The following is a 20,611-nucleotide window of genomic DNA, read 5'->3' as shown; positions in this document are numbered from 1 at the left end:
GTCATGACCAGCTATTTCATCATTCGTCTCGGTGCTGATAGCGAAAGCGAAATCAAGAGGATCAATGCATTTAGTGCTTATTCCTCAGGTGCTTTCAATATCGATGTTAAATGCAAGCAGGTTCCTAAAGTTTTGGCGGATGGCGATGTTGCCATTATCTGGCTTGGAACCAACAATAACAAAGGCGGTAAGACGCCTTGGGTTCAAGGAATTCGTGCGCTCGGACGGATTAAGGGTGTCAGCGGGGAAGGCGGTTACGGTGCTACTAAGACCGTCCGCGTTTCTATAGGTGTTGTGCTTCCACAGTCCGTGACGAAGATGGATATCGTGACCAAGCAAAGCGCTCTTTATCCAGAAATTGCCGCTATGCCAGTCCTTGGAGTTAATAACTATAGTAGCCAAGTCGTACAGCGTATCGAGGCGTCCGAGCCGGGACAGAGTCTATATGCCTTGTTCAGCGCCTTGGAGAGTATAGCTCCGGGGCTGCAGCTCGCGACTCTGTCAGCATACGCCGATCTGGAGCACTTGTTCGACAAAAGCAACTCTCAGGAGTCTTTAGTAGGGCTTCGGGGCACTTTAGCAAGTAGTGACTCTGATGATTTAGGAAAAGTTGAGTCCATTGATGCGAGCAATAATAGTCTGAGCGAAGAAGACGAAGATGGTCTCGAACCAGATGAAAGTCGTGATCCTGCTACGAATATCGAAGTTCCATTCGATCCAACAAAGATTGACATCATCGCGAAGCCAATGACGATCAGCTCTCTCGAAGATCGACTGGACAATGACGAGCTCGATCTTACTCCCGACTTTCAGCGGCAGGCAAACGTTTGGGACACTAAGCGGAAGGCCAGACTGATCGAGTCAATTCTTCTAAGAATCCCGTTGCCGTCATTCTATTTTAGTGAGGATTTACAAGGCAGTTATGCCGTTGTGGATGGTCTTCAGCGGTTATGTGCAGTATTCCATTTTAAGAATGCTGCGCTGCTCAACTCGTCCACTGGGGCTAGCCTGACACCACTACGGCTTAAAGGATTGCAGTATTTAAAGGATCTTGAGGGAAAATCTTATTCTGATTTGGACCGAAAATTCCAGCGGCGCATATCAGAGCTCGAAATCACTGCAAATATCATTCGGGCGAATACACCATCTGCCGTCAAGTTCAATGTCTTCGCTCGCCTTAATCAGGGTGGCATGCCGCTAAACGCACAAGAAATTCGCAATGCAATTTTTCCTGGAGAGTGGCGCAATGAGTTGCGGCGGCTGGCGGAGAGCGAGGAGTTCATAAAGGCCACGGACAGCAAGGTGCAGACATCCCGACAACAAGACATGGAACTTGTTCTTCGGTTCATTGCTCTATGGCAACTCGGCGAACCCTATCGCAGGCCTGGCAATCAGACGCTCGACGAGTTCTTAAATTTTACGGTCGAGCATACCCTTAGCCGCTGGAGTGCGGACAAGTGGAAGCAGGCAGGTGAAGCGTTCCACCACGCCATTGCTGCCACATGCCAAGTTCGCGGGAAGCATGCCTTTCGGAAAAGCGCAGGCGCGCAGCAAAGAAAACCGATCAACCGCGGCCTATTCGAAGCAGAACTGATTGCCTTTGGTGCTCTGGATTCCAAGACCCTTCCGCTTGCGATCGCGCACAAGCTCAAAATAGAAGAGCTGCTTATCGCAGCGCTGGCCAAGAACAAAGACCTGATTCAGTCCCTGCTTTATGGGACGGGGTCTGCTGAGTCCTCTAACGCACGCATCGCAGCGCTTAACAGCATCGTTATGGAGGCAATTTATGCTTGAGCGTATTGAACTCCACAATTTCAAGTCTGCTCGTAATCTTCCCATTCGGCTTGCAAGCCTCACCGTTCTCACAGGTCTGAACGGCTCGGGAAAAAGCAGTGTTTTACAGGCCCTTGCACTTCTGAAGCAAAGCCTGCGTCTTGATGAGGAACTCCAGGAGCTCTCTCTACGTGGGACGCTTGTCAATCTTGGGCGTAGTGAGGACATACGGTTCGAGAACGCTACAGACGACGAGATTGGCTTCACCATTGAGACCTCTCAAAGTTGGGCGAAATTGGTTGCATCAGCTACCTCTGGGGCCGACACGCTTAAGCTTCATCATGATGGAAATCTCAAAGATATAATCAATGCACTGAACACCAGCTTTCAGTTCATTCAGGCAGATCGGATCACGCCGGCAGTCCAATATCAGCAGGCCAGCACCCCAGAGCGAGCTGCCGGTTGGTTGGGATGCGGTGGTGAGTATACGGTCGACTTCTTGCTGCAGAACGAAAGCATGAAGGTTTCGTCCGGCCGACTTTTCCCGCGCGACCAGCCCACTCTATCGGCCGAATTATTGAATCAGGTCGCGCCGACCGAGGGTCTGCTTGATCAGGTTTCGGGGTGGTTACAGCTTCTCAGTCCAGGAGTCAGGCCTCGTGCCGTTGCCGTCGAGCTTGCAGATGCAGCTTCGCTGAGATTTTCATACACCGGTACGTCAGTTGATTCGGGTAGTCGCGAACACCGTCCTTCCAATGTTGGCTTCGGGCTGACCTATTGCTTGCCGATCATCGTCGCTTGTCTGGCTGCACCAAAGGATGCATTGCTGCTATTGGAAAATCCAGAGGCACACCTTCATCCGCGTGGCCAGTCGGCGCTCGGACAGCTTTTAGCACGCTGTGCTGCAGACGGCGTACAAATCGTTGTCGAGACTCACAGTGACCATTTACTTAATGGCATACGAGTGGCTACGAAACGCGCCGAGATTTCAAACGAAAACGTTGCTGTGCATTTCTTCTCTCGTGATGTGGAAAGCGGCGAGTCTTCGATTAGTTCACCGATTTTGCATGCCAACGGACGCTTCAGCGATTGGCCTGATGGCTTCTTTGATGAATGGAGCAAGGCGCTAGATGAACTGCTGGATACTTGAGTAATGACAACGCCAGTTTTGTTTTTAGACGACGCATCGCGTCATCTAGGCCATATTGATCGGGCAAGAGCGGAGCAGACCGCCATAACGCTGATTACTACGCTAAGGCGCCTTCGAAGGATCAATAGAAGAATCGCGTTGAATACATCTCAGCCGATTGCCCAGCACCAAATCACGGATGATTGGACGATGCAGGCAGTACTGGGTGGTAACTCGTTCAAGGAGGAATGGGATTTCGTCCGAGCGCTTAGCGACCGCTCACCTTTTTCCGCAGAGCTGCAAGAAGGGATTTCGCAAGAAATCGACGATATGGAGTTTCGCACGCGGCTCGGACAGATACCCTCCAGAGCGCTTGCTTGGGCGACACTACTGGATTCAGCCACCGTCAGTTTCAACGCTCATCCGGATTGGTCTAAAGCGTGGGTTGAAACGGCTTATTATACGCTTGAAGACGATGGTAGCGTGGCGGAAGGAGAAGGTTGCATCAAAAATGCCAGCCTAGCTTCGCATGCGGATGAGCATATAGAGTGGCTGAAACAGCTCGGTTTCGCTGAAGTACCAACTGCTGCGCAAGTCTGGGGGGAGAAAAGTGAGCGTTTCCCGAATCTGCGGTTTTTGGCTCGAACAGAAAAGGACCTCTCGGCGTTAGAAGGCAGCGGTGCTCCGTTCTTACAGGCAATGGCATCGCTTGAGTCTTTGGAGAAAGATGCCGGTGGATGGAAGAAGGACAGTCCATGGCCGGAGTTCTCAACAAAGACCACCGGCGAGTCAGAGCAACGCCAAAAGCTGTGCTGGGTATATGACGACGCAACTGGCAAAGAAGAGCTCTTTGACTGGCACACTCGATTCACGGGTGGATTGGCTGGGCGCGTTCATTTTCGCGTAGATACAGTGAACAGAGTGATCGTCGTTGCCTATGTCGGTAGCAAATTGACGCGAAAGATATCGGGTTAGAGAGAAGCTTGCTTCCAGCCCTCGCTGGAAGGATTCGGTTTCGCGGATGATGGCGGTTGCCTAGATATCGCCCAGTTGAGCCGTCGTCGCAGCTGAAGGCGTGATAGACGCCTTTATTTTGGTCATACTTTGCTTCCGCTGTACTCCTCATCCCAGTAATCGGCTACTGCCGGTCTGACACCTGTTTGGCCGCATCCTGTACTAGCTCGTCTTCAGTGTGGATTCCCCCTTGCTAATCCAGTGTTTCCCAGTTCCGCTCGCTGTTCCGTCGTCAGGGTCATGAATATTTCTAGATTCAGACAAGCTTAAGGCGAACGCTTTGTTGTGGGCGGTGCAAGGGAGTCATGTTGAAACAAAGAAACGGTGCTTGCCGGCGTGACACTTAGCCCCGCAACGTCGAAACAGCCAGGCCGGGGAAGTCGGTGATCAGGCTGTCCACGCCAAAATCGGCGAGGCGGCGCATCAGCGCGGCGTCATTGACGGTCCATACCGAGACATGCAGGCCGGCTTTCTGCGCCTTGAGTTGGCGTTCGGGGGTGCACAGTGTCCAGTTCAGGGCCAGCAGGTTGCAGCCGTAGTGGCGGGCCACCTTCAGTGGGTCCAGCCAGGCGTATTCGGCCACCAGACCGCGAGCCAGGTGCGGCGCATGTTGCTGCAGGGCGCGCAGCACTTCCCGCGAGCTTGAGGTGACGGTAACCCGTTCACTCAGACCGTGGCGTTCGGCCAGAGTGGCGATGGCTTGTACAGTTCTCGCCGCACGCACCCGCGAGGCGCTTTTGACCTCGAGTTGCCAGTGCTCGAAGGGGCATTGCTCGAATAGCGTTTCCAGGCGCGGAATAGGGCAGGGGCTGATCCAGCCCGGCCCGCCCAGGCGGGCATCGTATCTTTGCAGCTCCGCCGCATCATGCTGCTGGACCTTGCCGCGTAGACCCGTCGTACGCTTCAGGGTCGGGTCGTGGATCACCATCAACTCACCATCGCGCGACAGGTGCAAGTCCAGTTCACAACGGTTGACGCCATGCTCCAGGCAGCGCTGGAAGCTGGCGAGGGTGTTCTCGGGCGCTTCGCCCTTGGCGCCGCGGTGGCCGTAAATAAAGGTCACGGTTATTCCTTGTCCGTACGGGGTTGGTGGTGGCGCACGCTGTTGACGACGTGGTCGTATTCAAAATACACGCTGAAGGTGCGGTAATCCCAACGGGTGATCGGCGGCTGGCCGACGCTGGGGTGCTCCTCATCCGCCAGGCCAAAACGCTCCAGCACCGCACGGCGTGACTCGCCACGGTGCGGCAGATCATCTGCAGACTCGGCGCCTTGGACGCCGAGTGGAATCTGCAGGGTCTCGGCATGGCTGCACAGGGGCAGGAGCAAACTCAGTAACAGGGCGAGGCGGGGCATGGCGGCTCTCGTCAGGAAGGGTCGGTCTGTTCGCGCGCCTGGCGGCGTTCAAGGGCTTGGCGCTGCAGAATGTGGCGTGCGAGCAACTGGCGCTGGGCTTCGGTGAGGGCTTCAAACTCGGTGCCGATCTCGAACTGCTGATCCGCCAGCGCGCGGCAATGGATGACCTGGGCACGCAGCAGCAGCCCTAGAGCCTGGGGCATCAGCACCATCTTGATCGCCAGATGTTCACCGACCGCGACGGCTTGAGCGCTGGTGAAACTCACCCCGCCTTCCGACAGGCTGACCTGTTTGGGTGTGCCGATGTCACGCAGCAGACCCTGGGCGACGGCTTGGCCGAGCAGGTCGATGCGCTTGTTCATCACCTTGAGGTAGTTGGCCAGGGTGCGGTCGCGCTCACCGATATGGCGCAGCAGGTGCTGGGACTCGAAGTCCATCAGGTGCAGGTCGCTGAGCAGGTTGAACAGCGGCGAGCTGTCGTGCAGCACATCGCTGGCCAGGGCCTCGGCGCCGCGCAGGGGGGTGAAATCCAGTGCGATCGTGTCATCGATACGATAGTATTCGCGGCGATCATCTGCATCTTGAGTCGACATGGCGAACCCATGGTAGCGGTGGTGGTCTGAGTGTAAAGCTGCTCGCCAGGCCCCGCCACAAGGACGTTCCTCTTTTTCCTCGAACCAGCCTCCCACATGTTCAGACCTCTGTTCGTATTTATCGGCACGCGTTACACGCGGGCCAAGCGCCGCAACCATTTTGTTTCGTTTATTTCCCTCACGTCGATGATTGGCCTGGCCCTCGGGGTGCTGGTGATGATCCTCGTGCTGTCGGTGATGAACGGCTTCGACCACGAGATGCGCACCCGCGTGCTCGGCATGGTGCCCCATGCCACGCTCGAATCGGCGACGCCGATCGACGACTGGCGCAGCCTTGGCGAGCGTGCCCTGGAAAATCCGCAGGTCCTCGCCGTGGCGCCATTCAGCCAGATGCAGGGTTTGTTGACCCACGAAGGCACGGTGCAGAAAGTGCTGATCAATGCCGTCGACCCGCTGGAGGAGCCGAAGGTGTCGATCATCGGCGATTTCTTCCAGCAAGGCAGCCTGCAGGCGCTCAAACCGGGTGACTTCGGCATTGTGATTGGCGACAAGGCGGCGACCAAGCTGGGCGTGGGCATTGGTGATCGCATCACCTTCGTTGCGCCGGAAGTCACGGTGACCCCGGCAGGCATGTTCCCGCGGCTCAAGCGTTTTACCGTGGTGGGTATCTTCCACGTTGGCGCCGGTGAGATCGACGGCTTTATGGCCATGACCCATGTGCAGGACCTGGCGCGTCTGCAACGTCGCCAGGCCGATCAGGTGCAGGGCATTCGCCTGAAGTTCGCCGACCTGTTCCAGGCACCGCGTACCGCCTGGGAGCTGGCGCAGAGCCTGGGCGACGACACCTATTACGCCCGCGACTGGACCCGTACCCACGGCAACCTGTACCAGGCCATCCGCATGGAAAAAGCGATGATCGGCCTGTTGCTGTTGCTGATCGTTGCGGTGGCAGCATTCAATATCATTTCCACCCTGGTCATGGTGGTCACCGACAAGAAGGGCGATATCGCCATTCTGCGCACCCTGGGTGCCACGCCCCGGCAGATCATGGCGATCTTTATGGTCCAGGGCACGGTGATCGGCGTGGTGGGCACGCTGATCGGCGCGGTGCTCGGCTGCCTCGCTGCGCTCAATATCAGCGCTGGGATCGCCGCCCTGGAGCGCGCCCTGGGGATTCACTTTCTCAATGCCGATGTTTATTTCATCGATTACCTGCCCTCGCAGTTGCTGCTCGCCGATGTGTTGATGGTCTGCGCGGCGGCACTGCTTCTGAGTTTTCTCGCCACCCTTTATCCGGCCTGGCGCGCGGCGCGCACCCAGCCCGCGGAGGCCCTGCGTTATGAGTAACCCGGTGATGCACGATCGCGCCGTTCTGAGTTGTCGCAACCTGAGCAAGTCCTATGAAGAAGGCCCGCAGTCTGTGCGCGTGCTCGACGACCTGCAGCTGGAGTTGCTGCCGGGTGAGCGAGTGGCCATCGTCGGCAGCTCGGGCTCGGGCAAGAGCACCCTGCTGAACATGCTCGGCGGGCTCGACACACCCAGCAGTGGCAGCGTCTGGCTGGCCGGCGAAGAACTGTCAGCGCTTAATGAAAAACAGCGCGGTCTGCTGCGCAACCGTGCGTTGGGCTTCGTCTATCAGTTCCACCACCTGCTGCCGGAGTTCACCGCCCTGGAGAACGTCTGCATGCCGTTGCTGATTGGCCGTACAAGCATCGCCGAGGCCCGTCAGCGCGCCACTGCGCTGCTGGAGCGGGTGGGTCTGGGGCATCGCCTGTCGCACAAGCCAGCCGAACTCTCGGGTGGCGAGCGTCAGCGCGTCGCGATTGCCCGTGCCCTGGTCAACCAGCCAGGTCTGGTACTGCTCGATGAGCCGACCGGTAACCTCGACCAGCACACGGCGCAGGACATTCAGGACCTGATGCGCGAGCTGAGCAGCGCCTCGCAGACGGCGTTTCTGGTGGTCACCCACGACCTCTCTCTGGCGCGTCAGATGGACCGCATTCTGCGCCTGGAAGACGGCAAGCTGGTGGCCGGCTGATGTTCCGTCCTCTGAGTGTCTACATCGGCTTGCGCTACACGCGGGCCAAGCGGCGCAATCACTTCATTTCGTTTATTTCCCTGACCTCGATGATTGGCCTCGCCCTGGGCGTGCTGGCGATGATCGTGGTGCTCTCGGTGATGAACGGCTTTCAGCGCGAGATGAGCACCCGCATTCTCGGCATGGTCCCGCACGCCAGCATCTCCTCGACTGGCAAGGCGCTGGACAACTGGCAGGCGGTGGCTCAGGCCGCCGCGAAGAATCCGGCAGTGCAGGGCACGGCGCCCTTTGCCGAACTGGAGGGCATGCTCTCGTACCGCGGCGCCATGCAGCCGATCCAGCTGCAGGGCATCGACCCGGCGCAGGAACGTAATGTATCGATCATCGGCGAGCACATGGTGCAGGGCCGTTTGAGCGACCTGGTGCCAGGCGAGTTCGGTGTGGTGATCGGTGAGATTACCGCGCGGCGCTTTCAGCTCAAGGTCGGCGACAAGCTGGCGCTGATCGTGCCGGAAGCCAGCTCCGTGCCGGGCGGTATCACGCCGCGCATGCAGCGCCTGAATGTGGTCGGGGTGTTCAAGGTCGGCGCCGAGCTGGACAGCTCCCTGGCGCTGATCAGTGTCGCCGACGCGGCACAGATTCTGCGCCTGGAGCCGGGCCAGGTACCCAGCGTACGGCTCAAGCTGGCCGACCTGTATCAGGCCCCTCAGGTAGCCGCTGCAGTGGTGGCTGACCTGGGCGGGGGCTATCGCGCCAGCGACTGGACCCTGACCCAGGGCAGCCTGTTCAGCGCCATGAAGATGGAAAAGACCATGATTGGTCTGTTGCTGTTGCTGATCGTCGCGGTGGCAGCGTTCAACATCATCGCCACGCTGATCATGGTGGTGGCCGACAAGGGCGGTGATATCGCCATCCTGCGTACCCTGGGCGCGACGCCGCGACAGATCATGGGCGTGTTTATCGTCCAGGGCTCGGTGATTGGCGTGGTGGGCACGCTGATTGGTGCTGTGCTGGGGATTGCGGCGGCGCTGAATGTCAGCCAGTTGGTCGGCTGGATCGAACGCATCAGTGGCCAGCAGGTGCTCAGCTCCGATGTCTATTTCATCAGCAACCTGCCCTCGGAATTGCAGGCCACTGATGTGCTGCTGATTTGCAGTGCGGCACTGGCCCTGAGCTTTCTGGCCACGCTCTACCCGTCATGGCGCGCCGCGCAGATCCAGCCGGCTGAGGCATTGCGTTACGAGTAGTGACTGCCGGCCAGTAAAAAGCCGCTATCAGGTAGCGGCTTTTTATTGGCTGTCATTCAGCGCTGCCAGGCGCTGCTGCGCGACGTTGCTGGCGTTTGCGCCAGTTATGGCGCACCCACCAGTGCCAGTAAACATTGGTGCCGACGTAGCCGAGTACGGCGATGATCAGGCCAAGCACCAGTGAGCCCAGGTAGAGCGCCTGCCAATGGGTCTGCAATACGTGGCCGATCCAGCCCAGGGACATGTGTTCGGGCATTTGCAGGGCGGGTGTACCGGTCATCCAGGCACCTGCCTTGTAGTTGCAATAGAACACGGCCGGCATGGTAATGGGGTTGGTCAGCCAGACCAGGCTCACGGATATGGGCAGGTTGGCGCGGGCGGGAATGGCCACCGCAGCGGCGGCAAGCATCTGCATGGGCATTGGGATCATCGCCCAGAACAGGCCGATGGCCATGGCGCGTGATACGGAATGGCGGTTGAGGTGCCAGAGGTTGGGGTCATGAATCAGCACGCCGAGAAAGCGCAGGGATTTGCTTTCCTTGATCCGTTCCGGGCTGGGCATGTAGCGTTTGAATAGGCGACGCGGCATGAAAAATCTCTGGCAGGCTAGGGTCTGTTCCCGTTTCGTTCGCGGCCGCGCCGGAGCCTGTTTTAGCGCGAGGCAAGGCACGAAATGCGAAGTTTAGCGGGCTAAATGAGGCATCGAGAAACGCCGCATCGCGCTAAAACGGGCCCGGCCCTTCGGGTTGTGCGAAAAATCTCGCCATACAGTGTTGGAGGACTTGGCAAGGGAATAACCATTACCTGCGTCCTCCGCCTAGCCTGGCGAGATTTTTCGCGGCAACGCGGCTCGCGACGAAATGGGAACAGACCCTAAGCGCGCGAATAGTATGCCTGCATTGACAGGGCATTGCGGTGCGTCTTTGTTTCAGTAAGTCTGCAGGATGGCAGGTGTTTACGACAGGGAGTCGAGCGATGCGCACAGCAATACTGGCGCTGGTTATAGGGATGTTGCTGATCCGCTGGTTGCCCGCGCTGCCCACCAGTCCATGGCTGTGGGGATTGGGGCTGGGTGGCCTGGTTCTGCTGCCGTTGCGCCTGTATCCGCTGGGCTGCTTGCTGCTGGGGTTTACCTGGGCATGTCTGTCCGCGCAGATGGCGCTGGATGATCGCCTGAGTGCGGACCTGGACGGGCGCACCCTCTGGCTGCAAGGGCGGGTGGTCGGGCTGCCCGATGCCCGTGAAGGCGTGGTGCGCTTTGAGGTGGCGGATGCCGAGTCGCGTCGTGCCATGCTGCCCAGCCTGATCCGCGTGGCCTGGTACGACGCTCCGCTGGTGCGTGCCGGCGAGACCTGGCGCCTGGCCGTACGCCTGCGCCAACCCCAGGGCGGGGTCAATCCGCAATCCTTCGATTACGAAGCCTGGCTGCTGGCGCAGCGCATTGGCGCCACCGGCACGGTCAAGAGTGGCCAGCGCCTGGCCGCAGCCGACGGGGCGAGTACCTGGCGTGATCAGTTGCGTGCCCGGCTGCTGGCCGTGGACGCTTTCGGCCGCGAAGGTGCGCTGGCGGCTTTGGTGCTGGGCGACGGCTCGGGTCTTTCAACGGCCGATTGGCGCGTGCTGCAGGACACCGGCACCGTGCATCTGCTGGTCATCTCTGGGCAACACATTGGTTTGCTGGCAGGGCTGCTGTACGGCTTGGTCGCCGGGCTTGCGCGTTGGGGGCTCTGGCCCCGCGCGTTGCCCTGGTTGCCCTGCGCCTGTCTGCTGGCACTGACTGGGGCGCTGACCTACGGCGCGTTGGCCGGTTTCGAGGTGCCGGTGCAGCGCGCTTGCGTGATGGTCGCTTTGGCGCTGTTGTGGCGCTGGCGCTTTCGCCATCTGGGCGTCACCTTGCCTTTGCTGCTGGCTTTACTGGTGGTGCTCTCGCTCGAACCGCTGGCGGTGTTGCAGCCCGGGTTCTGGCTGTCGTTTGGCGCGGTGGCCTTGCTGGTACTGATTTTTTCCGGGCGCCTGGGCGTCTGGCGCTGGTGGCAGAGCCTGGGACGTGCACAATGGGCGATGACCCTGGGGCTGTTGCCGCTGATGGTGGCGCTGGGCTTGCCGGTCAGCTTCAGCGGGCCGCTGGCCAATCTGTTGGCCGTGCCCTGGGTCGGATTGCTGGTTGTGCCGCTGGCGTTGCTTGGCACCCTGTTGCTGCCGATACCAGGCGTCGGCGAGAGCATCTTGTGGCTGGCGGGAGGATTGCTCGCGCTACTGTTTCATGGCCTCACGTTACTGGCCGCTGCCGTGCCTGCCTGGCTCTCGGTCGACCTGCCTGTGATGGCTTGGCTGGCGCTGGCTCTTGGCGTCTTCATGCTATTGCTGCCGGGCGGGGTGCCACTGCGCGGGCTTGGCCTGGCGCTGATCTTGCCTTTGGCATTCTGGCCAGTGTCCAGGCCTCCGGTGGGCCAGGCCGAGGTATGGGTGCTGGATGTGGGGCAGGGCCTCGCGGTGCTGGTGCGCACCCGTGAACACGCGCTGCTGTATGACGCCGGCCCGCGATTTGGCGAGTTCGATACCGGTGAGCGCATCGTGCTGCCGTCGTTGCGCCAATTGGGCGTGCGTCATCTTGATCGGCTGGTGATCAGCCATGCCGACAATGACCATGCCGGCGGCGCGGTAGCCGTGGCCCATGGCTTGCGCGTGGGGGATGTGGTCAGCGGTGAGCCGCAGAAGCTGTCCGCCGAGCTGGCGGCACAGCCCTGCGAAGCTAATGCCTGGAGCTGGGACCAGGTAGTTTTTCGCACCTGGCGCTGGGATGGCGCCCGCGACGGCAACCAGGCCTCCTGCGTCGTACTGGTGGAGGCGGGCGGTGAGCGCATCTGGCTGACTGGCGATATCGACGTGGTAGCCGAGCAGGCCTTGCTCGACAGCGGCTTGCCGCTGGCGGCGCGCTGGCTGCTGGCGCCGCACCATGGCAGCCGCACCTCGTCGTCGGCAGCGCTGCTCGATGCCGTGCAACCCCAGGCGGTGCTCGTTTCGCGCGGGCGGCACAACGCCTTTGGCCATCCGCACCCGGAGGTGCTCGAGCGTTTTCGCGTGCGCGACATCAGCGTGCAGGATACGGCGCTGCAAGGTGCCATTCGCGTCGACCTCGGCACCTTCGGCGCTGCACAGGGCTGGCGTGAACAACGACGCTTCTGGCGGGAAAAATGAGAACCGCGACGGTCGGCGAGGCCTCGACCCTATGCTAGAGTGGCGCCACTTTCGCAGAGGGGATGTGCCACCGTGTGGGAACTGGTCAAAGCTGGCGGCTGGATGATGCTGCCGATCATGTTGTGCTCCATCGCCGCTCTCGGCATCGTCGCCGAGCGCCTGTGGACCCTGCGTCCTGCCCGGGTCACGCCCGCCAACCTGCTGGGGCAGGTCTGGCGTCAGGTCAAGGATAAGAAGCTCACTAACCAGACGCTCAAGGAACTGCGCGCCGGCTCGCCGCTGGGGCAGATCCTCGCCGCCGGCCTGGCCAACTCCAAGCATGGTCGCGAGATCATGAAGGAGTGCATTCAAGAGGCGGCCGCGCGGGTGATTCACGACCTGGAGCGCTACCTCAATGCCCTCGGCACCATTGCTGGCATCGCCCCCTTGCTCGGCCTGCTCGGTACAGTGCTGGGCATGATCGAGATTTTCAGCTCGTTCATGGGCGCCGGTATGGCCAATGCCCCGGTGCTTGCCGGCGGTATCTCCAAGGCGCTGATCACCACTGCCGCGGGCTTGATGGTTGCCATCCCTGCGCTGTTCTTCCACCGCTACCTGCAGCGTCGCATCGATGAGCTGGTAGTGGGCATGGAGCAGGAAGCGATCAAACTGGTCGAGGTGGTGCAGGGCGATCGTGACGTCGAACTGGGTGAGGACAAGGCGTGAAATTCCGGCGCAAACCGCGGGAGAACGTCGAGATCAACCTGGCCTCGCTGATCGACGTGGTGTTTATCCTGCTGCTGTTCTTTGTGGTCACCACCACCTTCACCCGCGAGACCCAGCTCAAGGTCGACCTGCCGGAAGCGGCCAGCGGCACGCCGCCCGAGCAGACCGAACTCAAGCAGCTGGAAATCCTGATCGCCGCCGACGGCAGTTTTTCCCTGAATGCCAAGGCCTTGCTCAAGAGCGACCTGGACACCCTGATGGCCGCCCTGCAGAAGGAGTCTGAGGGTGATAACAGCCTGCCGCTGACCATCAGCGCCGACGCCATGACGCCGCACCAGGCGGTGATTACTGCTATGGATGCCGCCGGCAAGCTCGGCTTCGCCCATCTGCGCATCACCACCGTCGAGGCGCAGCCTACGCCGTGAGCCGTTTGACTGAGCGCCTGGTCGCAGCCTGGTACCGCGGCCATCCTGCCCTTGCGCTGTTGCGCCCGCTTGAGGCGCTCTACCGGCGCGTGGTGCAGCGCAAGCGCGCGCGCTTTCTTGCCGGCCTGTCGCCGAGTTACCGCGCGCCGGTACCTGTGGTGGTGGTGGGGAATATTACCGTGGGTGGCACCGGCAAAACCCCGATGATTCTCTGGCTGATCGAGCACTGTCGTGCCCGTGGCTTGCGCGTGGGCGTGGTCAGCCGAGGCTACGGCGCTACGCCGCCGAGCCTGCCCTGGCGGGTGCAGGCCGAGCAGAGTGCGGCCCAGGCAGGGGATGAGCCATTGCTGATCGTCCAGCGCAGTGCTGTACCGCTGATGATCGACCCTGATCGTGGCCGTGCGGCCCGCGCCTTGCTGGCCAGTGAACCGCTGGACCTGATCCTCAGCGACGACGGCCTGCAGCATTATCGACTGGCCCGCGACCTCGAACTGGTGCTGATCGACGCCTCTCGCGGCCTGGGTAATCATCGTTGTTTGCCGGCCGGACCGCTGCGCGAGCCTGTCGAGCGCCTGCAGTCGGTCGATGCCGTGCTGTATAACGGCGCCGCCGCGGGGGCGCCGGGCGCGTTTCAATTCACCCTGCAGCCCAGCGCGCTGGTCAACCTGCGCACGGGCGAGCGCCAGCCTCTGACGTATTTTCCAGCCGGCCAGGCCCTGCATGCCGTGGCCGGTATCGGCAATCCGCAGCGTTTCTTCACCACGCTCGAGGCGCTACACTGGCGCCCTGTGGCCCACGCGTTCGCCGACCATGCTGCCTACAGCGCCGAGCTGTTGCAGTTCAGCCCGGCACTGCCGTTGGTGATGACGGAAAAAGATGCGGTCAAGTGCCGTGCCTTTGCCGCAGCCGACTGGTGGTATCTAACTGTCGATGCTCAGCCTGGTGCCGCCTTCGCGGCCTGGTTCGATACCCAGCTCGACAGGCTGCTGCCCAGCGCCTGAACCTTTGCCCGCGATGCCCCGTATCGCGCTTTTTTCTCAAGGATTGCCCATGGACCCGAAATTACTCGACATCCTTGCCTGCCCGCTGTGTAAGGGGCCGTTGAAGTTGGCTGCCGACAAGTCCGAGCTGACCTGCAGGGCCGATGCGCTGGCCTTTCCCGTGCGCGATGGAATCCCGGTGATGCTGGAAAGCGAAGCCCGTACCCTGACCGTCGACGAGCGCCTGGACAAGTAAATGAGCCCTGCCTTCACCGTTGTGATTCCCGCCCGTTTTGCCTCCACCCGGCTGCCCGGTAAGCCGCTGCAGATGATTGCCGGCAAGCCGATGATCCAGCATGTCTGGGAGCAGGCGCGTAAAAGCAGTGCCCAGCAGGTCGTAGTGGCCACGGACGATGCGCGCATCGTCGAGGCCTGCCAGGCCTTCGGTGCCGAGGTGCTGTTGACCCGCGCCGAGCATAACTCCGGTACCGATCGCCTGGCCGAAGTCGCCGCGGCCCTGGGCCTTGCGCCTGATGCCATCGTGGTCAACGTGCAGGGCGACGAGCCGTTGATTCCGCCCGCGATCATCGACCAGGTGGCGGCCAATCTGGCGAGCAATCCCCAGGCGGGCATCGCTACCCTGGCCGAACCGATCGACGATGTGGCTGCGCTGTTCAATCCCAATGTGGTCAAGGTGGTGGCGGATAAAAGCGGTCTGGCCCTGACCTTTAGCCGTGCGCCGCTGGCCTGGGCACGCGATGCCTTTGCGGTCAGCCGTGATGTGCTGCCGGCCGGCGTGCCGTACCGCCGACATATCGGCATCTATGCCTACCGCGCCGGCTTCCTGGCGGATTTCGTCGCCTGGGGCCCGTGCTGGCTGGAAGACACCGAGTGCCTGGAGCAGCTGCGCGCGCTCTGGCACGGCGTGCGTATTCATGTCGCCGATGCCCTGCAAGCGCCGCCGGCCGGTGTGGACACCGTCGAGGACCTGGAGCGGGTACGCCGCTTGCTGGGGGCCTGATGCGCGTTCTGTTCGTCTGCCTGGGCAATATCTGCCGCTCGCCGACCGCCGAAGGGGTGTTGCGGCACAAGTTGCGCCTGGCCGGGCTCGATAATCTGGTGGAGGTCGACTCTGTGGGGACCGGCGATTGGCATGTCGGCAAAGGCGTCGATCCACGCACCGCAGAGGCGGCGCTGCAGCGCGGCTATGACCTGTCGGCGCTGCGCGGGCGCCAGGTCGCACTTGCTGATTTCGCCCGTTTCGACCTGATTCTGGCGATGGACAAGCAAAACCTGCAGCACCTGCAACGCATGCGCCCGGCGGCCTCAACCGCCGAGGTGGACCTGTTCCTGCGCCGCTACCAGAGCGCGCGCGACGAGGTGCCCGACCCTTACTACGGCGGCCCGGCCGGGTTCGATGAGGTGCTTGACCTGGTCGAGCACGCCTGTGATGCGCTGGTGCATGAGCTGCGGAGGCGCCTGTGAGCCTGCAGATACGCGAGCATGTCTCGCTCCAGGCCTACAACAGCTTCGGTTTTGCGGTGGCAGCGCGCTGGTACGCCGAGGCCGAGGACGAGCAGGATGTATGCGAGGCGCTGGCCTTCGCCGCGGCGCATGCGCTGCCCGTGCTGCTGCTGGGCGGCGGCAGCAACCTGCTGCTGACCGGTGATGTTGAAGCGCTGGTGCTGCGCATGGCCGCTCGTGGCGTGCGTATTCTCGAAGACGATGGCCAGACCCTGCTGATAGAGGCCGAGGCCGGCGAGCCCTGGCACCCATTCGTTCAGCAGACCCTGACCCTGGGCGCCAGCGGGCTGGAAAACCTCAGCTTGATCCCCGGCACCGTGGGCGCCGCGCCAGTGCAGAATATTGGCGCCTATGGCGTCGAGCTCAAGGATGTGTTCGCCGGGCTGACCGCCCTCGATCGCACCACGGGCGAGCGGTGTGACTTTAGCCTGGCTGACTGTGCCTTCGCTTACCGTGACAGCCTGTTCAAGCGTGAGCCTGGGCGTTGGGTGATCCTACGCGTGCGCTTTGCCCTGCGCCGCGCCGCGCCCCTGCGCTTGGATTACGGGCCGGTGCGTCAGCGCCTGGAGCAGATGGGCATTAGCGAGCCGACGGCACAGGCGGTCAGTCAGGCGGTCTGTGCGATTCGTCAGGAAAAACTGCCCGATCCGGCGCAGCTCGGTAATGCCGGCAGCTTTTTCAAAAACCCGGTGGTGCCTGCGGAACTCGCTGCAGAGCTGCGTGCGGTGCACCCTGATCTGGTGGGTTACCCGCAAGCCGATGGCCAGGTCAAATTGGCTGCCGGTTGGCTGATCGAGCGGGCCGGCTGGAAGGGTTACCGCGAGGGTGACGCCGGGGTCCATGGTCTGCAGGCGCTGGTGCTGGTCAACTATGGCCAGGCCAGCGGCGCGCAGATTCTCGACCTGGCAACGCGTATCCAGGCCGATATCCAGGCGCGCTTTGGCGTCAGCCTGGAGATCGAGCCGAACGTGCTCTAGGTTTCTCTGTTTATTCCTGAGAGCGTCGGTCGGTAGCCTGGGTTGAGCATCGCGATACCCGGGAAGGTACTCCCGGGTGTCGCTGCGCTCGACCCAGGCTACGTGCTGGCAACGCGTATCCAGGCGCGCTTTGGTGTCAGCCTGGAGATCGAGCCGAACGTGCTCTAGGTTTCTCTGTTTATTCCTGAGAGCGCCGGTCGGTAGCCTGGGTTGAGCATCGCGATACCCGGGAAGGTGCTCCCGGGTGTCGCTGCGCTCGACCCAGACTACGTGCTGGTGTATCGGGGCGAGCGGATGGGTCATAACGGCTGAGCGCTTGGGTCATTGAGGTGCGGCACGGCTGCGCCTACTGTGGCTGCTCGCAAGCCTCGGTGTATCGCCGCACTGCGCCTTGATCCCGCTGTTGCCTGGAGGCCCCATGTCCGCTCCGTTGTCCACGTTAAAGGTGCTGGATTTTTCCACCTTGCTGCCAGGCCCGTTCGCCTCCTTGTTGTTGGCCGATATGGGCGCTGAGGTGCTGCGGGTCGAGTCGCCGAGTCGCATGGACCTGGTGCGTTTGCTGCCGCCCCATGATGCGGGCGTGTCTGCCAGCCACGCCTACCTGAACCGCAACAAGCGCAGCATTGCCCTTGACCTGAAAAAGCCCGAGGCGGTGGAGGTGGTCAAGCAGCTGGTGGCTGAGTACGACATTGTGCTGGAGCAGTTTCGCCCTGGCGTGATGGATAAACTCGGCGTCGGCTACGCGGCGCTCAAGGCGATCAACCCCAAGTTGATTTACGTGTCCATCACCGGCTATGGGCAAACCGGTCCCTACTGTGACCGCGCCGGGCATGACATCAATTACCTGGCCCTGGCCGGCATCGCCAGTTACACCGGTCGGCGCGACAGCGGCCCGCTGCCCCTGGGCATTCAGGTGGCGGATATCGCCGGCGGTTCACTGCATGGGGTGATTGGCTTGCTGGCCGCGGTGATTCAGCGCCAGGCGACAGGGCAGGGCCAGCAGGTGGATATCAGCATGACTGACTGCGCCTTCAGCCTGCACGGCATGGCCGGTGCCGCTTACCTGGCGGCCGGGGTGGAGCCGGCGATGGAGAGCCAGGCGCTCAACGGTGGCAGCTTCTACGACTATTACCGCACCCGCGATGGTCGCTGGTTTGCCGTCGGCAGCCTGGAACCGCAGTTTATGCAGGCGTTCTGCGCCGCTCTCGGCCGTCCAGACTTGGCGGCGAATGGCCTTTCCCAGAAACCTGAGGTCCAGCAGGCGCTCAAGCGCGAGATTGCAATCGCGTTCGAGACGCGCGATTTCGCCGAGTGGAGCCAGGTGTTCGCTGGTCTGGATGCCTGCGTGGAGCCGATGCTCAGCCTCAGCGAGGCGGTCGAGCACCCGCAGATCAAGGCGCGTGGGCTGGTCACCGAGGTGCCGCGGGCAGGTGCTGCTCCCCAGGCGCAGATCGGCTGTCCGATCAAGTTCTCCGAGGGCTTGCCCGAGCCGCGACACATAGGCACGGCTCTGGGGGCCGATACCGAGGCAGTGTTGGCCGAGCTGGGTTACTCGGCTGAGCAGATCGCTATGCTCAGGGCGCAGAACGTGGTGGTTTAGCTGGCGCTCAGGGTCATCAGAATGTCGGCGTACCAGGTGCAGTTCAGGCCAAGGGCCTCGTCGATATCCAGGTCGCGGTTACCCACATCGAGCCGCGCCGAATGCACGCCCAAGAGCACCCAAGGCAGGTCGCCGGTCACCCGGTTGCGGGTCCCAGGGGCGCGCATCACCACTGGCGCGCCGCTGGTGCCGCGGTGGGTGCGGGCGTCGCTGAGAAAGTATCCCTCACCCTGGAAGCGCAGGCCGAACGAGGAGGCAATCGCCGCCTGACGAACCACTGGCATGTGATGCAGGCTGTCGTGAAAGCCCAATGGAAAGCCGACTATCAGCAGCGAGGTGCCGACTTCTACTTCCTCCAGGCTGTGTTGCAGGTGCGCCGGGGTAAAGGCGCGGTAGACCATGCTGGGCGGCAGCGCCTCGCGTTTCAGCTCGATCAGGGCGACATCGATTTCGCCGCTACCATCGATCCCCTGGCGCCACTGGGACTTGCCACCCTGGTACAGCGGGATGGAAAAGCCGATGGAGCGGGTGAGGTTGTCGGCATCGATGTGCAATTCGATTTCCAGGCGATTGGGGCAGTGGTCGCTGGGTTCGTCGATCATCACATGGCGGCTGGTGACCAGGAACAGGCGCTGATCACGCTCGAAGAAGAAGCCGCTGGCATTGGTCAGCAGGCGCGTGCCATCGAAGGTCGAGACGCGCGCGGCGCTGAGCAGAAGGGGTTCGATCATCAGATGTCCTTGTCGAGGCAACGCCGGGAGCGGTCATGATGGCGTATGTCGCAGGTTGGCAGGGATTTATAACGGGCTGGGCTATTCGCTGCGCTGCTCGCCGCTGAATGTCAGGGTCGCTTTGCAGCGCCGACACAGGTAACGCCGGCCTTTGCCGACCAGGGCATGACGCTGGGCGGAAAACGGGAATTCGCCGTCGGCGCACGTGCAGCGGTAGATAAAACGGCTGACCTGGCGACGTTTGACCGCATAGGTGTGGCAGCGGCTGGGCGGCAGCTCATAGACGCCGCGCATGATCAGTTGCCATTCCTCGCCATGGGGCTGGATGCGCAGGCCGAACAACTGGTGGGCCACCAGGTGGGCGACTTCATGGGGTACGGTCTGGCGCAGGAAGTCTTCGCGGTTTTCCTGATACAGCTGGGCATTGAAGCGCAGCAGGTTCTCGGTCAGGTGCGCCACGCCGGCTTTCTGCCCTCGCAGTCGGAAGCTCACGGTAGGCCGGGCGAAAGTGCGTTTGAAGAAGGCCTCAGCCTGTTGATAGCAGGCTTCGACGCGGGCATGAAGCGTTTCGGGCATGGCGGCAGGCAGCTGGTGGGGAGGCCGCGATTATGCCGCAAGCAGCGCCGGCGTACAGTCACCGCTCGCCAGGTTCATCCTGTGGGCGTTCTTCCTGAGTGCTGTAGCTTTGGTCCTGCTGCACGCTGCGCAGGTAGTTTGGCTCCAGCCCCTGGGTCCACAGCAGGATCATGCCGACCTTGATATTGACCAGTACAAGCAGGGCCACAGCCCAGGTCGAGGCGGCGTAGAGAAAACTCTGGTGATGGTCGATGCGCATAAAGCGCGGCAGGCCGATAACCAACAGGTAACTGGCGTAAATCCCGGCGATCAGCAGCACGCTGATGGCCATCCAGCGAGTCGGGTACAGCGCCCCCAGCCCGGCGATAAAGAACGGTGTGCAGGTATAGGCAATGAAGCCCACGCATTGGTTGAACGTGGGCCGTGCCTCGAAGGTGCGCGACATCCAGCGCATGAAAAAGCCCATGATCACTGTGCCGAGCAGGATCGTCAGGTAAAGCAGTACGCTCAGTTGCAGGGCGCTGAGGGTATCCAGGCGAATACGCTCCTGGTCGACCAGGCTCCAGCCGACCCAGCGGGTGCCGATAAACATGCACATGGCCGGCAGCAGGGCAAACAGCAGCAGGTGCATCAGGTAATTGGCGCTGTTGCGTTCCTCGTCGTCGCGGATGGCTGTCCAGGCGCGATCAGGGCGGGTGAGCAGGGTATAGAAGTGCGCATGCATCGCGAGCGCTCCGTCGGCCAG

At 61.6% G+C, this 20,611-nt stretch carries 22 protein-coding genes; 15 read left to right on the top strand and 7 right to left on the bottom strand.

The window, feature by feature from the left end:
• The first annotated feature begins 3 nt into the window (after nucleotides 1–3).
• Genes BMW49_RS09610 through BMW49_RS09600 form a run of 3 tightly spaced genes read left to right on the top strand, consistent with a single transcriptional unit; the run spans nucleotide 4 to nucleotide 3,877 of the window.
• On the top strand, nucleotides 4–1,794 hold the full coding sequence (locus BMW49_RS09610) for a DUF262 domain-containing protein (RefSeq protein WP_069519002.1): 1,791 nt from the start codon (nucleotides 4–6) through the stop codon (nucleotides 1,792–1,794).
• Nucleotides 1,787–2,923 carry a DUF3696 domain-containing protein gene (locus tag BMW49_RS09605; protein ID WP_069519004.1) on the top strand — a complete coding sequence of 379 codons (1,137 nt, stop codon included), beginning with the start codon at nucleotides 1,787–1,789 and terminating at the stop codon, nucleotides 2,921–2,923. Before BMW49_RS09610 ends, BMW49_RS09605 begins: the two co-directional genes overlap by 8 nt.
• A 3-nt stretch (nucleotides 2,924–2,926) precedes the next feature.
• Nucleotides 2,927–3,877, top strand: a complete 951-nt coding sequence (locus BMW49_RS09600) for a hypothetical protein (RefSeq protein WP_069519006.1) — start codon at nucleotides 2,927–2,929, stop codon at nucleotides 3,875–3,877.
• Nucleotides 3,878–4,259: 382 nt separating this feature from the next.
• On the opposite strand, the gene BMW49_RS09595 is transcribed toward BMW49_RS09600, so the two are convergent.
• The 3 genes from BMW49_RS09595 to BMW49_RS09585 are packed head-to-tail and all read right to left on the bottom strand — an operon-like array spanning nucleotide 4,260 to nucleotide 5,865.
• Nucleotides 4,260–4,979 (bottom strand): glycerophosphodiester phosphodiesterase, encoded by a 720-nt coding sequence (locus tag BMW49_RS09595; RefSeq protein WP_069519009.1) that lies wholly within the window; start codon nucleotides 4,977–4,979, stop codon nucleotides 4,260–4,262.
• 2 nt (nucleotides 4,980–4,981) lie between these two features.
• A complete protein-coding gene (locus tag BMW49_RS09590) occupies nucleotides 4,982–5,272 on the bottom strand; it encodes a phosphodiesterase (RefSeq protein WP_069519011.1) in 291 nt (96 codons plus the stop codon).
• A gap of 11 nt (nucleotides 5,273–5,283) precedes the next feature.
• On the bottom strand, nucleotides 5,284–5,865 hold the full coding sequence (locus BMW49_RS09585; RefSeq protein ID WP_069519013.1) for a PilZ domain-containing protein: 582 nt from the start codon (nucleotides 5,863–5,865) through the stop codon (nucleotides 5,284–5,286).
• A gap of 96 nt (nucleotides 5,866–5,961) precedes the next feature.
• On the opposite strand from BMW49_RS09585, the gene BMW49_RS09580 reads away from it, so the two are divergent.
• From BMW49_RS09580 to BMW49_RS09570, 3 genes are read left to right on the top strand one after another with little or no spacing between them, the layout of a single operon-like run.
• On the top strand, nucleotides 5,962–7,212 hold the full coding sequence (locus BMW49_RS09580; protein ID WP_069519015.1) for a lipoprotein-releasing ABC transporter permease subunit: 1,251 nt from the start codon (nucleotides 5,962–5,964) through the stop codon (nucleotides 7,210–7,212).
• Nucleotides 7,213–7,219: 7 nt separating this feature from the next.
• Nucleotides 7,220–7,903 carry a lipoprotein-releasing ABC transporter ATP-binding protein LolD gene (lolD, locus tag BMW49_RS09575; RefSeq protein WP_090390914.1) on the top strand — a complete coding sequence of 228 codons (684 nt, stop codon included), beginning with the start codon at nucleotides 7,220–7,222 and terminating at the stop codon, nucleotides 7,901–7,903.
• Entirely contained in the window at nucleotides 7,903–9,150 is a 1,248-nt protein-coding gene (locus tag BMW49_RS09570; RefSeq protein WP_069519018.1) for a lipoprotein-releasing ABC transporter permease subunit, read from the top strand. The genes lolD and BMW49_RS09570 overlap by 1 nt, the downstream gene beginning before the upstream one ends.
• 52 nt (nucleotides 9,151–9,202) lie before the next feature.
• On the opposite strand, the gene BMW49_RS09565 is transcribed toward BMW49_RS09570, so the two are convergent.
• On the bottom strand, nucleotides 9,203–9,739 hold the full coding sequence (locus BMW49_RS09565; RefSeq protein ID WP_069519019.1) for a DUF2062 domain-containing protein: 537 nt from the start codon (nucleotides 9,737–9,739) through the stop codon (nucleotides 9,203–9,205).
• A 386-nt stretch (nucleotides 9,740–10,125) separates the two neighbouring features.
• On the opposite strand from BMW49_RS09565, the gene BMW49_RS09560 reads away from it, so the two are divergent.
• From BMW49_RS09560 to BMW49_RS09520, 9 genes are all read left to right on the top strand, one after another.
• On the top strand, nucleotides 10,126–12,348 hold the full coding sequence (locus tag BMW49_RS09560; protein ID WP_083251740.1) for a DNA internalization-related competence protein ComEC/Rec2: 2,223 nt from the start codon (nucleotides 10,126–10,128) through the stop codon (nucleotides 12,346–12,348).
• A gap of 72 nt (nucleotides 12,349–12,420) precedes the next feature.
• Nucleotides 12,421–13,053: a MotA/TolQ/ExbB proton channel family protein gene (locus BMW49_RS09555; protein WP_069519020.1), complete on the top strand. Its 633-nt coding sequence runs from the start codon at nucleotides 12,421–12,423 to the stop codon at nucleotides 13,051–13,053.
• Entirely contained in the window at nucleotides 13,050–13,478 is a 429-nt protein-coding gene (locus tag BMW49_RS09550) for an ExbD/TolR family protein (RefSeq protein ID WP_069519021.1), read from the top strand. Before BMW49_RS09555 ends, BMW49_RS09550 begins: the two co-directional genes overlap by 4 nt.
• 5 nt (nucleotides 13,479–13,483) lie before the next feature.
• On the top strand, nucleotides 13,484–14,479 hold the full coding sequence (gene lpxK, locus BMW49_RS09545; RefSeq protein ID WP_069519069.1) for a tetraacyldisaccharide 4'-kinase: 996 nt from the start codon (nucleotides 13,484–13,486) through the stop codon (nucleotides 14,477–14,479).
• A gap of 49 nt (nucleotides 14,480–14,528) precedes the next feature.
• Nucleotides 14,529–14,714, top strand: a complete 186-nt coding sequence (locus BMW49_RS09540; protein WP_069519022.1) for a Trm112 family protein — start codon at nucleotides 14,529–14,531, stop codon at nucleotides 14,712–14,714.
• Nucleotides 14,715–15,479 carry a 3-deoxy-manno-octulosonate cytidylyltransferase gene (gene kdsB / locus BMW49_RS09535; protein WP_069519023.1) on the top strand — a complete coding sequence of 255 codons (765 nt, stop codon included), beginning with the start codon at nucleotides 14,715–14,717 and terminating at the stop codon, nucleotides 15,477–15,479. It begins immediately after the preceding gene.
• Nucleotides 15,479–15,943 carry a low molecular weight protein-tyrosine-phosphatase gene (locus tag BMW49_RS09530; RefSeq protein ID WP_069519024.1) on the top strand — a complete coding sequence of 155 codons (465 nt, stop codon included), beginning with the start codon at nucleotides 15,479–15,481 and terminating at the stop codon, nucleotides 15,941–15,943. Before kdsB ends, BMW49_RS09530 begins: the two co-directional genes overlap by 1 nt.
• Complete coding sequence (gene murB / locus BMW49_RS09525; RefSeq protein ID WP_069519025.1) at nucleotides 15,940–16,959, top strand: UDP-N-acetylmuramate dehydrogenase; 1,020 nt, start codon at nucleotides 15,940–15,942, stop codon at nucleotides 16,957–16,959. Before BMW49_RS09530 ends, murB begins: the two co-directional genes overlap by 4 nt.
• 418 nt (nucleotides 16,960–17,377) lie before the next feature.
• Nucleotides 17,378–18,559 (top strand): CaiB/BaiF CoA transferase family protein, encoded by a 1,182-nt coding sequence (locus tag BMW49_RS09520; RefSeq protein ID WP_069519026.1) that lies wholly within the window; start codon nucleotides 17,378–17,380, stop codon nucleotides 18,557–18,559.
• Here the strand turns inward: BMW49_RS09520 and BMW49_RS09515 are convergent.
• The 3 genes from BMW49_RS09515 to BMW49_RS09505 form a co-directional block, all read right to left on the bottom strand.
• The gene (locus BMW49_RS09515; RefSeq protein ID WP_069519027.1) at nucleotides 18,556–19,290 is read right to left on the bottom strand and encodes a S1 family peptidase; all 735 of its coding nucleotides are present in this window, start codon (nucleotides 19,288–19,290) and stop codon (nucleotides 18,556–18,558) included. The genes BMW49_RS09520 and BMW49_RS09515 overlap by 4 nt on opposite strands.
• Nucleotides 19,291–19,371: 81 nt before the next feature.
• The gene (locus tag BMW49_RS09510; protein WP_256540415.1) at nucleotides 19,372–19,878 is read right to left on the bottom strand and encodes a SprT family zinc-dependent metalloprotease; all 507 of its coding nucleotides are present in this window, start codon (nucleotides 19,876–19,878) and stop codon (nucleotides 19,372–19,374) included.
• A 46-nt stretch (nucleotides 19,879–19,924) separates the two neighbouring features.
• Nucleotides 19,925–20,590, bottom strand: a complete 666-nt coding sequence (locus tag BMW49_RS09505; RefSeq protein ID WP_069519029.1) for a Yip1 family protein — start codon at nucleotides 20,588–20,590, stop codon at nucleotides 19,925–19,927.
• Between the last annotated feature and the right edge of the window lie 21 nt (nucleotides 20,591–20,611).

Origin of the sequence: Pseudomonas cuatrocienegasensis (genome assembly GCF_900110925.1) — a bacterium.
In the GTDB taxonomy this organism is placed as follows: Bacteria; Pseudomonadota; Gammaproteobacteria; order Pseudomonadales; family Pseudomonadaceae; genus Aquipseudomonas; species Aquipseudomonas cuatrocienegasensis.
Note: the sequence above shows the minus strand (reverse complement) of the source record. Positions and strands in the feature narration are given on the sequence as shown.